This window comes from Solibacillus kalamii (genome assembly GCF_002174535.1).
Taxonomy (GTDB): Bacteria; Bacillota; Bacilli; order Bacillales_A; family Planococcaceae; genus Solibacillus; species Solibacillus silvestris.
This window is the reverse complement of the sequence record NZ_NHNT01000013.1, coordinates 1-12,531: the sequence shown is the minus strand read 5'-3', so window position 1 is coordinate 12,531 and position 12,531 is coordinate 1. Positions and strand designations below refer to the sequence as shown.

The 12,531-nt window shown below is 42.0% G+C and carries 11 protein-coding genes; 10 read left to right on the top strand and 1 reads right to left on the bottom strand.

What is annotated here, in order from left to right; genetic code table 11:
* Positions 1 to 39 precede the first annotated feature (39 nt).
* Positions 40 to 801 (top strand): TPM domain-containing protein, encoded by a 762-nt coding sequence (locus tag CBM15_RS16005; protein WP_239534875.1) that lies wholly within the window; start codon positions 40 to 42, stop codon positions 799 to 801.
* A gap of 3 nt (positions 802 to 804) precedes the next feature.
* Here CBM15_RS16005 and CBM15_RS16000 read toward each other — a convergent pair whose 3' ends face one another.
* Complete coding sequence (locus CBM15_RS16000; RefSeq protein ID WP_087618272.1) at positions 805 to 1,362, bottom strand: hypothetical protein; 558 nt, start codon at positions 1,360 to 1,362, stop codon at positions 805 to 807.
* An 81-nt stretch (positions 1,363 to 1,443) separates the two neighbouring features.
* Between CBM15_RS16000 and CBM15_RS15995 the strand changes: the two genes are divergently transcribed.
* From CBM15_RS15995 to CBM15_RS15950, 9 genes are all read left to right on the top strand, one after another.
* Positions 1,444 to 1,677 (top strand): glutaredoxin family protein, encoded by a 234-nt coding sequence (locus CBM15_RS15995; RefSeq protein ID WP_087618271.1) that lies wholly within the window; start codon positions 1,444 to 1,446, stop codon positions 1,675 to 1,677.
* Positions 1,678 to 1,815: 138 nt separating this feature from the next.
* Positions 1,816 to 2,877: a sugar-binding transcriptional regulator gene (locus tag CBM15_RS15990; RefSeq protein ID WP_239534873.1), complete on the top strand. Its 1,062-nt coding sequence runs from the start codon at positions 1,816 to 1,818 to the stop codon at positions 2,875 to 2,877.
* A 67-nt stretch (positions 2,878 to 2,944) separates the two neighbouring features.
* Complete coding sequence (gene gap, locus CBM15_RS15985; protein WP_087618269.1) at positions 2,945 to 3,958, top strand: type I glyceraldehyde-3-phosphate dehydrogenase; 1,014 nt, start codon at positions 2,945 to 2,947, stop codon at positions 3,956 to 3,958.
* Between the two features lie 285 nt (positions 3,959 to 4,243).
* Complete coding sequence (locus tag CBM15_RS15980) at positions 4,244 to 5,428, top strand: phosphoglycerate kinase (RefSeq protein ID WP_087618268.1); 1,185 nt, start codon at positions 4,244 to 4,246, stop codon at positions 5,426 to 5,428.
* A 131-nt stretch (positions 5,429 to 5,559) separates the two neighbouring features.
* Positions 5,560 to 6,321 carry a triose-phosphate isomerase gene (gene tpiA / locus CBM15_RS15975; protein ID WP_087618267.1) on the top strand — a complete coding sequence of 254 codons (762 nt, stop codon included), beginning with the start codon at positions 5,560 to 5,562 and terminating at the stop codon, positions 6,319 to 6,321.
* A complete protein-coding gene (gpmI, locus tag CBM15_RS15970) occupies positions 6,314 to 7,855 on the top strand; it encodes a 2,3-bisphosphoglycerate-independent phosphoglycerate mutase (RefSeq protein WP_087618266.1) in 1,542 nt (513 codons plus the stop codon). The genes tpiA and gpmI overlap by 8 nt, the downstream gene beginning before the upstream one ends.
* A 76-nt stretch (positions 7,856 to 7,931) precedes the next feature.
* Entirely contained in the window at positions 7,932 to 9,224 is a 1,293-nt protein-coding gene (eno, locus tag CBM15_RS15965) for a phosphopyruvate hydratase (protein ID WP_087618265.1), read from the top strand.
* A 545-nt stretch (positions 9,225 to 9,769) separates the two neighbouring features.
* Entirely contained in the window at positions 9,770 to 10,354 is a 585-nt protein-coding gene (locus CBM15_RS15955; RefSeq protein ID WP_087618263.1) for a TetR/AcrR family transcriptional regulator, read from the top strand.
* Positions 10,355 to 10,816: 462 nt separating this feature from the next.
* Positions 10,817 to 12,232 carry a DHA2 family efflux MFS transporter permease subunit gene (locus CBM15_RS15950; protein WP_087618262.1) on the top strand — a complete coding sequence of 472 codons (1,416 nt, stop codon included), beginning with the start codon at positions 10,817 to 10,819 and terminating at the stop codon, positions 12,230 to 12,232.
* Positions 12,233 to 12,531 lie beyond the last annotated feature (299 nt).

Sequence of the window (12,531 nt, the reverse complement as noted above, 5' to 3'; positions counted from 1 at the left end):
GACCGAAGCTTCTGAAAAGGGGGACTGTATGTGAGACTAATGGTATCGCTTTTAATATGGGTAATGCTCGTACCACTCCAGGCGATGGCAGCAATACCGGAAAAACCGGCCTACAATTCTTACGTTTATGATTACGCCAACGTTTTGTCCGATGATGTGGAACAAAACTTGATCCAGTCGGCAAAAGCGCTCGAAGGTTCAACGGGAAATGTCATTGTTATGATGACAATTGATACGATCGATGGAATGGATGCGTTTGAGTTTGGTACGGAGACAATGCGCAGTTGGGGAATCGGTGAGGAAGCGCTTGATAACGGCATGCTTATTTTTGCGACAACCGAGCAAGGACCGGAGCAAAATGATGTGTGGATTACGGTCGGCGGCGGTCTGGAAGGAGAATATCCGGACGGAAAGCTCGGCGGCATGATCGATACGTATATGCTGCCGTATTTAAAGAACGATGATTATACAAATGCGTTCGCCAGTATTTTCTCCGCATTTTATGAAGAAATGGGTGGTGAAGCAGGAGGTGCGGATTTAGTCCAGCCTGTTGCATCAAATGAGGATGATGGGATTTCAATCGGTTTCATTATAATGATCATTATTATTTACTTCATCATTACGAAGTTTGGTGGTGGCGGTGGCCCAGGTGGACGCCGACGCACAGCACGCCGGGTGTACCGTAGTGGCGGTTTCGGTGGCTTTGGAGGCGGCTTCGGCGGAGGCGGCGGTTCATCGGGCGGCTTTGGCGGCTTCGGTGGAGGCGGCTCGTTCGGCGGAGGCGCGGGGAGGAAATTCTAGGTTTTATGAGGAAGGCATCTTACTCTTTGCGGGTGGGATGCTTTTTTGATGCGGGTGGCGGCGGTTTTCTAATAAGTTGGCGCGATGTTCTAATAAATTGGGGAAAGTTCTAATAAAACGCGGATGTTCTAATAAAAGCCGCAGATGTTTAAATAAGTGGTGCGGATTTTCTAATAAGTGAGGGAGAACTTCTAATATGTCAGCCGGATGTTCTAATAAATCCTTCAAAGTTCTAATAAAATGCGGATCTTTTAATATTAGCAATAAGTGGTGCGGATTTTCTAATAAGTGAGTGAGAACTTCTAATATGTCAGCTGGATGTTCTAATAAATCCGTGAAAGTTCTAATAAAATGCGGATCTTTTAATATTAGCAATAAGTGGTCCGGATTTTCTAATAAGTGAGGGAGAACTTCTAATATGTCAGCCGGGTGTTCTAATAAACCCGTGAAAGTTCTAATAAAACACCGATCGTCTAATATCAGCCTCCAAAGTTCAAATAAGTGCCCCGCATTATCTAATAAGCAATCGAGAACTTCTAATAACCAACCCGGATGTTCCAATAAATCAAAAAACCTTCTAATAAAGTCCCCGCCATCCCCAGCATCATCAGCTATAATAATAAAAAAAGGGAGGAACTGCCAATGATCATCAAATTTTATTCAAAACCGGACTGCGGACTTTGCATAGAAGGACTCCATACGTTAAAAATGGTGCAGGAAGACATCGACTTCTCGATTGAGCACTATAATATAGAAGAAGATGATGAAGCGCATGAAAAGTATATGCTCATGATTCCTGTCGTTGAGCATAACGGGGATGTTGTGCAATACGGACAGCTAGATTATGCGACATTGTACGAGGCACTGGTGGACTAGCCATCGGTGCCTGTTCGCTATTTTTTGCGAATAATTCCGTCATAAAAGTTGCAAATCACTCCGAGACGATCTATAATGAAGACAGAAATTCTTTTTTTTACCCCATGTGGGACATAAAATATTTATGTGGGACATATATTGTCCAACAAGATAAATCAGGTAGGTGGTTTTTTGACGGATATTTCATTTTTTGCAGCTGAGCGTAAACTAATGCCTGAAATTGATGCTCTTTTTCAAAAGAGGTTTCGAGTTTTACAAGCAATTGCGACATTTAGCCCGATTGGCAGACGTGCTTTAGGAGAACAGCTTCAGTTGACAGAGCGTGATATTCGTAATGAAACAACGGTCCTGAGTGAGCAGCAATTGATCTTGATTCAAAAAAAAGGCATGATTTGCACGCCAAAAGGGTATGAAGTAATAGAGCAGCTTTACGAACTGTATCGTGAGCTTTCCGGTATTGTGGCGATGGAACAGCAGCTTACAAACATCTTTGGCATTGCACGTGTCATCATTGTGCCAGGTGATGCCGAACAGGATGAAACGGTAAAGCAGCAGCTCGGTAAAGTTGCGGCACAAGTACTACAGCAGATTGCACCTGCAAAAGCGAAAATTGCGGTGACAGGCGGCAGCAGTGTTGCTTCGATGAAGGAATATTTATCGGATGTCCCGGTGCTGAGCGACGCAAACTTTATTGCGGCACGCGGTGGTATGGGGGATGAGATGACATTCCAGGCGAATACAATTGTTTCGAAGTTTTCAAAAAGATGCGGGGCAACATACCGTACATTGTTTTTGCCGGAGCATTTAAGTGAGCAGGCATATGAAGCGATGAAGGATGAACCGATTATTCGGGAGATGATTACACTTTATGAACAGGTGGATATCGTGATTCACGGAATCGGTGCAGCACAGGAAATGGCACTTCGTCGTAAAAGCTCACAGCAGGAGCAGCAAATACTTGATGAAAAAGGCGCGGTTGCGGAAGCATTTGGCTACTATTTCAATGCAGATGGCGACATTGTCCATCATCTGAGGACAATTGGAATCCAGCGTCATCAAGTCAACAAAGCGCAGCATGTTCTTGCCATTGCGGCAGGCAGAAATAAGGCAGCAGCGATTCAGGCGTATTTTAAAAACGCTGCACCGCAATCGATTTTGATTACAGATGAGCAAACTGCAAGTACAATCCTTAAAAATTAAAACATGTTTTTAAAAGTATGATTTTACACATACTATTTTAATAATAAAGTTATTGGAGGAATTACACATGGCATTACAATTAGCAATCAATGGATTTGGACGAATCGGACGTTTAGTATTCCGTGAAGCAATGAAGCACGAGGAATTTGAAGTAGTTGCAGTAAATGATTTAACTGATGCGAAACAACTTGCACATTTATTAAAATATGACTCAGTACATGGAGTGTATGATGCAGACGTTCAAGCGGAAGAAGATGCATTTATCGTAAACGGCAAACGCATTCAAGTGCTTTCAGAAAAAGATCCTGCACAATTACCATGGGGTGAACTTGGTGTAGATGTAGTTTTAGAATGTACAGGTAGATGGCGTTCAATGGAAGAAGTATCAAAACATATCGAAGCCGGCGCGAAAAAAGCAATCCTTTCTGCACCAGCACAAGGCGATATGCCAACATATGTAATGGGTGTTAACCATACGGAATATGATCCAGCACAAGATGTTATTTCAAATGCTTCTTGTACGACAAACTGCTTAGCACCACTTGCAAAAGTGTTGGATGAAAAGTTCGGCATCAAACGCGGTATGATGACAACAATTCACTCTTATACAAATGACCAACGTATCCTTGACTTCCCGCACTCTGACCCACGTCGTGCACGTGCAGGCGCGGTATCAATGATTCCGACAACTACAGGTGCAGCAATCGCAGTATCGAAAGTATTGCCTCAATTAAAAGGCAAACTGGACGGTTTCTCAATGCGTGTTCCAACACCAAACGTTTCATGTGTTGACTTAGTTGTTGAATTGGATAAAGACGTAACAACAGATTCAATTAACGCAGCATTAAAAGAAGCATCAGAAGGCGATTTAAAAGGCATTCTTGCATACAACGAATTACCGTTAGTATCAATCGACTACAATGGTAACCCGGCTTCATCTACAATTGATGGTTTATCAACAATGGTAATGGAAGGTCGTATGGCGAAAGTTGTTTCTTGGTATGATAACGAAATCGGCTACTCAACTCGTTTAATGGATTTAGCTTTATATATCGCTAAACAAGGAATCGAAAAAGCATAATATTTCGATAAAATGTGACATACTTTTTCGAAATTAAAGGAAAAGTGTGACATATTAAAAGGAAATGGGCATAAAAAGTATAGCCTTTAATACAGGTAAACCTTATAATAAATAAGGGTAAAAGAGCGGCAGGGACTCACCCGGACCGCTCTTTTTTCGGATATAAGGAAAATATACAAAACAGAGGCGATACCAAGACAGCCTTATCGAATTTTGTTACTATTTTAACTAACGAGTATACAATCCACAATAATTGACGAACGAGTATGAAGGAGGATGTTCAGTATGTTTTTAAAGAAATCAATGAACGATGTAGATGTAAAAGGAAAACGCGTATTTGTGCGTGTCGATTTTAATGTGCCGATGGATGAGGGCCGCATTACCGACGAAACGCGTATTCGTGCAGCTATTCCAACAATTGAACAATTAGTAAACGCTGGAGCAAAAGTAATTTTAGCTTCACATCTTGGCCGTCCAAAAGGCGAAGTGAATGAGGACATGCGCTTAACAGCAGTCGGCGAGCGTCTTTCTGAATTAATGGACAAGCCAGTCAAAAAATTGGATGAATCAATTGGTTCAGATGTAGAAGCAGCGGTTAATAATATGCAAGACGGCGAAATTATCCTGCTCGAAAATGTTCGTTTCCATAAAGGCGAGGAGAAAAACGACGAAGCATTGGCAAAAGAGTTTGCGAAATTAGCGGACCTTTATGTAAATGATGCGTTTGGCGCAGCTCACCGTGCACATGCTTCAACAGAAGGTATTGCAAAACATGTACCGGCTGTATCAGGTCTATTAATGGAAAAAGAACTGGACGTATTAGGGAAAGCTTTATCCAATCCGGAGCGCCCGTTCACAGCAATTATTGGTGGAGCGAAAGTTAAAGATAAAATCGGTGTTATTGAAAACCTGTTGGATAAAGTGGATCACCTGATTATCGGCGGCGGTTTAGTATTTACGTTCGTAAAAGCGATGGGTCACGATATCGGGAAGTCATTGCTGGAAGAAGATAAAATCGAGCTGGCAAAAGGCTTTATCGAACAAGCGAAAGAAAAAGGTGTACAGCTGCATATGCCGGTCGATGCTGTCGTAGCAAACGAGTTTTCTAAAGATGCGGAAACTCAAGTTGTGGCAATCGATGCAATTCCATCTGATTGGATGGGACTGGATATCGGACCGAAAACGGCTGAAAACTATGCAGAAGTCATTAAGCAATCAAAATTAATCATTTGGAACGGACCAATGGGTGTATTCGAAATGGAAAAATTCGCAAACGGTACGAAAACAGTAGCGGATGCAATGGCAACAACAGACGGCTACACAATTATCGGCGGCGGTGACTCAGCTGCAGCGGTAGAAAAATTCGAAGTCGCTTCGAAAATGGACCATATTTCAACAGGCGGCGGTGCTTCATTAGAGTTAATGGAGGGTAAAGAATTACCGGGAATTGTTGCGTTAAACGATAAATAAATCATTACTAGGCCAGAATATCTGTAGAAACAGTTGTTTGAAGCAAAGGCAGCTCACCCGAGAAAAGCGTGCGCCTTGGCTCATATCAACAGCGTTTATGAACAGAATCTTTTAAAAACGGAGGGTTTTGAATGAGAAAACCGATCATAGCAGGAAACTGGAAAATGTATAAGTCCTTTGATGAGGCAGTTGATTTTATCGAAGAAATCCAACAAGAGATTCCTTCTCCGGATAAGGTCGATGCAGTCATCTGTCCACCTGCATTATATTTACCGACACTTGTCGTAGCGGCTGAAGATTCAAGCCTGGCAATTGGCGCGCAAAACATGCACTTTGAAGACGAAGGGGCATTCACAGGCGAGATTAGCCCGAAAATGCTTTCGAATGTCAATGTCGATTATGTCATTTTAGGACATTCGGAGCGTCGTGAGCTATTCAACGAAACAGACGAAGCGATCAACAAAAAAATTCGTGCTGCCATCAATTACGGCATTGTACCGATTATTTGCTGTGGCGAAACATTGGAAGAGCGTGAAGCGGGTCAAACCGAAACAAAAGTAGCACGACAAATTACAAAAGCGTTAAAGGACTTTGCTCCAGTAGAAGTTGAGCATATGGTCATTGCGTATGAACCAATCTGGGCAATCGGTACAGGGAAAACAGCTACTGCCGATGATGCGAATACAGTATGCTGTGCAATCCGTCTGGCGGTTGAAACATTATACGGAAAAGATACAGCTGAAAAAGTGCGCATTCAATACGGCGGCAGTGTAAAGCCTGAGAACATTGAAGAACTTTTATCAAAAGAACATATTGATGGCGCATTAGTAGGAGGAGCAAGCCTACAACCAGCATCATTCATGAAATTATTGGAGGCGGCAGCAAATGCCTAAACAACCCGTAGCATTAATTATTTTGGATGGCTTTGCCTTTCGTGATGAAGTAAAGGGAAATGCCGTAGCACAAGCAAATAAACCGAATTTTGACCGTTACTGGCAAGCCTACCCACATGCAACTTTAACAGCAAGTGGTGAAGCGGTAGGTCTACCGGAAGGCCAAATGGGGAACTCTGAAGTTGGACACTTGAATATCGGGGCTGGACGCATTGTGTACCAGTCCCTGACACGTATTCACAAATCGATTCGTGATGGGGATTTCTTCCGCAATGAATCGTTTCTTGCGGCTGTTGAACATGCAAAAGCACATGGTTCGAAGCTCCATTTGATGGGTCTTCTTTCAGATGGCGGTGTTCATAGTCACTATGAGCATCTATTTGCCTTATTGAAATTGGCGAAAGCAAATGGTCTTGAGCAAGTATATGTTCACGGCTTCCTGGATGGTCGCGATGTCGGTCCAACGACAGCACTTGAATATATTTTAGAAACAGAAAAACAGATGAAAGAAATCGGGATCGGGAAGTTCGCATCGATTCATGGCCGTTACTATGCAATGGACCGTGACCGCCGCTGGGAACGTGTCGGTTTAACGTACAATGCATTAGTTGACGGAATTGGACAAACTGCCTCTTCCGCAACAGCAGGTGTTGAGTCTTCTTATGAACGTGAACTACATGATGAATTCGTTGTACCGTTTGTCGTGACTGAAGAAGGACGACCTGCCGCAACGCTCAGCACGAACGATGCGGTCATTTTCTTCAACTTCCGTCCGGACCGTGCGATTCAATTATCATCTTTATTTACAAATGAAAAATTTGATGCAATGCCACGCTCTGAAAATCATCCGACGAATCTGAAATTCGTTACGTTTACACATTACAGCGATGATGTTGTAGCGGATGTGGCATACGAAAATGACAATTTAGTCAATACGGTCGGTGAGGTTATTTCAAAAGCTGGCAAAACACAGCTGCGCATTGCGGAAACGGAAAAATATCCGCATGTCACGTTCTTTATGAGCGGTGGACGTGAAGAGACATTTGCTGGCGAGGAGCGTATTTTAATTGCCTCTCCAAAAGTGGCGACTTACGATTTGAAGCCTGAAATGAGTGCGTATGAAGTGACGGATTCTTTACTGGAAGCTATTGCAGGAGAGAAGTTCGATGCGATCATTTTAAACTTTGCAAACCCGGATATGGTCGGACATTCCGGAATGCTTGAACCAACAATTAAAGCAATCGAAACAGTGGATGAGTGCCTAGGTAAAGTCGTTGATGCGATTACTGCTAAAGGCGGTTATGCGATCATTACAGCTGACCATGGCAACTCGGATGAAGTGGTGACACTGGATGACAAGCCGATGACAGCACATACGACAAACCCGGTACCGGTGATTGTCACAAAGCCTGGTGTCATGCTGTATGAAGACGGCATCTTAGCTGATTTAGCACCAACAATGCTTGAATTACTTAATATTGCCCAACCTGCAGAGATGACAGGGAAATCGTTAGTTATGCCAAGCGAACAGTAATTGATCGCGCGGTTAATTATATAGCTTGTCCTTGTGCAAGCACCTACTAAATTTATCAATAGAGGAGTTTTTTATTATGCCATTCATTACTCAAGTATATGCTCGTGAAGTATTAGATTCTCGCGGTAACCCAACAGTAGAAGTAGAAGTATTCACAGAATCAGGCGCATTCGGCCGTGCTATCGTGCCATCTGGTGCTTCAACTGGTGAATATGAAGCAGTGGAATTACGCGATGGAGACAAAGGCCGTTACTTAGGTAAAGGTGTTGAAAAAGCGGTAGAAAACGTCAACACAATTATCGCGGAAGAACTTGAAGGTCAATATTCTGTATTGGACCAAGTTGTGATCGACCAAGCGTTAATCGAACTTGATGGAACAGAAAACAAAGGTAAATTAGGTGCAAACGCAATTTTAGGTGTGTCAATGGCAGTAGCGCACGCAGCAGCCGACTACTTAGACATTCCTTTATACCAATACTTAGGTGGCTTCAACTCGAAGCAATTACCAGTACCAATGATGAACATCTTAAACGGTGGTGCACACGCGGACAACAACGTGGACATTCAAGAATTCATGGTAATGCCAGTAGGTGCTAAATCATTCAAAGAAGCATTACGTATGGGTACAGAAATTTTCCATAACTTAAAAACAGTATTAAAAGAAAAAGGCCACAACACAGCTGTAGGTGACGAAGGCGGATTAGCTCCAAACTTAGGTTCAAACGAAGAAGCAATCACGGTGATCATCGAAGCAGTTGAAAAAGCAGGCTACAAAATGGGCGAAGAAATCCGCTTAGCAATGGACGTTGCCTCTTCTGAACTTTACAACAAAGAAACAGGCAAATATGTTTTAGCTGGTGAAGGCGTAGAAAAAACTTCTGAAGAAATGGTTGCTTGGTACGAAGAGTTAACTTCTAAATACCCAATCATCTCAATCGAAGACGGTTTAGACGAAAACGACTGGGCTGGCCACAAGCTATTAACAGAGCGTATCGGTGACCGCGTACAATTAGTTGGTGACGATCTATTCGTAACAAACACAACGAAATTATCTCGCGGTATCGAAGAAGGCGTTGGCAACTCAATCTTAATCAAAGTAAACCAAATCGGTACATTAACAGAAACATTTGAAGCAATCGAAATGGCGAAACGCGCTGGTTACACAGCAGTAATCTCTCACCGTTCAGGCGAATCAGAAGATAACACAATCGCTGACATCGCTGTTGCAACAAATGCAGGCCAAATCAAAACAGGTGCACCATCTCGTACAGACCGCGTTGCGAAGTACAACCAATTACTACGCATCGAAGACCAATTAGGCGCAACTAGCCGTTTTGAAGGGCTAAAATCTTTCTACAATATTAAATAATTGTTTGGTGAACGAGCACTCGCTTTTTTGGCGGGTGCTTTTTTGTGTGGTGGGGGCGTGAGTTTTATTAGAAGATTAGGGTGGGTTATTAGAAGATTTTTAGATGATATTAGAGGAAACGGCTGGGATATTAGAAGTACTGTGAATTGGAGGGGCAGGGAAGTTGAGTTTGCCGGTGTAGGAAGTTGAAATTCGCGGAGAAGAAGCCGAGCTTTGATTTTATTAGAACAATTGAGTGGTTTATTGGAAAATGTTGATGGGATATTAGAACATGCAGAAGCTTTATTAGAACTTTCGGAGGACTTATTAGCACATTGGGCACTTATATTAGAAAATCGGCAATATATTAGAACAAATAAATTTATATTAGAACATTTCCGAATATATTAGAAAATCCGGGGACAACACATTCCTTAGAGTTATTGAAAATTTGTGAACGTTGGCATCAGGTTATTATATAAGCGGGAGAATTTGTGATATGTTTAAGCTATTCAAATTTGACCGGTATCAATTAGACCAGTTGTTATAGAAGGTGGGAGAACGATATGTCTAATCAAACGAAGGAAAAGATTTTGGAAACAGCTACGCGGTTGTTTTACTTTCAAGGTTTCCATGGGACCGGCTTGAATCAGATTATAAGTGAATCGGGATCACCAAAAGGGTCGCTGTATCACTATTTTCCTGAAGGGAAAGAACAGCTTGCGGAAGAAGCGATCGTACTGTCAAAACGGCGGATCGGCGCGGTCATTCAACATTTTATGAATGAGTTCGGGGACGTAGGAGCAGCACTGAATGCCCATATTTTGGCGATGGCCGACTTATTTGAAGTGGAAAATGGACTGGAGGAGCATTCCTATACGATGATGCCGTTCGGGCTTCTTGCGGCGGAATCGGCCTTTATGAATGAGCGTTTGCGGAAAGTTTGCGGCGATACGTATAAGTACTGGGAATCAATCTACTATACAAAATTGATTGCCAACGGGTTTAGTGATGAAGCGGCGGTCACACTAAGTAAAGCGGTAAGTGCGATGATTGAAGGGGCGGTTACACTGTCATTGTCCCAGCGATCGAATGAACCGTTATTAAATATAAGCAAAGTCATCCCTGCGTTGCTTGCACAATATAAGTAAAGGCTTGTCCGGAATAGGATTTCTGGACAGGCCTTTTTGTTGTTGTCGCAAATAAATTTTGTTCACAATTAGCCTGATTTTCGAAATAAGTGTGTGGAAAACTCTTGCAAATTTATTATTTTTCAGAGCAATGGAGTTGAAATCGTTTGCAAATGTTGATGTAGCAACGTTTTTGTTGTTTCTCTCTATAATTTATTGAAAAAAGTGCAATCGTTTTCATAAAAATATGTTAAAAAATGTCTACGAAAGATAGGCCCAGTTAAGGTTAAAAATGGATAATTGATGTTCACAATTATAACGACCGGTCTAATATTTTTCTCTTGAGCGATTGAATTTCCATGAAAAAATTTGATATATTTTAAAGCGTGCTGTTTGAAGAATCGTTCTATAACAGCAAAAAGCATGATACGAAGCAATTAGCATCTTTCATAAATGAGTCTTATAAAATTGGAGGAAGAAAAAATGGAAGCACCTATATTCAATGTGAAAAGCCCAAAAGGTATGGCAGCTGTTCTGATGATCAGTACATTCGTTGGTTTATTTGGTGAAACGGCATTAAACATGGCGTTAACAAATATTATGGATGACTTCGGTGTATCAGCAGCATCAGCGGCATGGTTAACAACGGGCTACTTATTAGTATTAGCCGTATTAGTTCCATTATCATCTTATTTAGTACGCTGGTTTACAACACGTCAATTAGTAGTGGCAGCCGTTGTATTCGCAGTGATCGGTTCGTTATTAGGCGCATTAGCACCGAACTTTGCGGTATTACTGGCAGGTCGTTTCGTACAAGCACTCGCTACAGGGATTATTCTACCGTTAATGTTCAGTGTTGTAATGCTGATTTTCCCGGTGCAAAAGCGCGGTGCCGTCATGGGAATCGTCGGGATTATTTTAACGGCCGGTCCGGCATTAGGTCCATCAATCGCAGGTTTGATCGTATCTTCATTAAGCTGGAGATATATTTTCTGGATCATGGTCGTTGTGTATGCCGTTGTCATCGTTTTAGCACTATCTAAAGTGGACAATGTATCCAACGTAACATGTCCAAAAATTGATTTATTATCATTAATAGCTTCTACGTTCGGTTTCGGTGGTGTTGTTTTCGCATTAGCAACATTAGCGGAGCAATCGATTACAAAACCAATCGTTTGGGTACCACTTGTCGTTGGTTTCGTTTTATTAGTAGTCTTCGGCATTCGCCAAACAAAAATGGATGAGCCAATGATCGACTTATCGGTATTTAAATCACCAATGTTCTCTTTAGGTGTCGCATTGATGGTTGCGACAATGTTCATGATTCTTTCAGTGGCAATCTTAGTGCCAATGTTCCTGAAAACAGTATTAGGTTTTGCAGCTTTAACTGCAGGTTTATGTATGTTGCCAGGTAACATCTTAAATATCATCATGTCACCGATCGTTGGGACAAACTTCGATAAAGTCGGAGCAAAAATCTTCACACGGATCGGCTTTACACTGATTTTAGTGTCAATGATCGTGTTCTTAACGACGATTTCGGCAACAACAGTAGCTTGGATCATTATCGTTAACTTATGTGTATTCTTTGTCGGGGTATCGATGACAATCATGCCGGCACAAACAAATGCGATGAACTCGTTGGCACCACATAAATTTGCTGACGGTTCAGCGGCATTGAACACCCTAACGCAAATCGCGGGTGCTTCAGGTACTGCGGTTGCCATTACAATGTTCACAATCGGTCAGCAAAACTACATCGAAAAATTCAGCAACGCCTTACCGGCAGAATTTTTAGCACACGGTGTACACTCAGCGTTCATCGTTGTGACAGTCGTTGCAGTATTAGGTCTGGTTGGTTCGTTCTTTGTAAAGAACAGTAAGCCGGTTGGGAATTAAGTTAATAGCTATGAATTAACTGCTCAAATTTATAGTGAATCGTTTATAGAACAGCATCGGGAATTGCCGGTGCTGTTTTTTTGTTTGGGCGGAGCTGGAGGGCGCTGATAGTAGAAGTTTCGTGTTGTGCCTGAGTTTTATTAGAACAATTGAGGTTAGTATAAAAAATGGACACGTCTTAAGAGACACTTTAAGATTAAGATATCTAAAAAAGGACGTGGAACCGATGAAAGAAAAACAAACTCGTAAGCGATTAGACGCACAAACAAAAGAATACATTTTAAAGTCTGTTTTAGAAG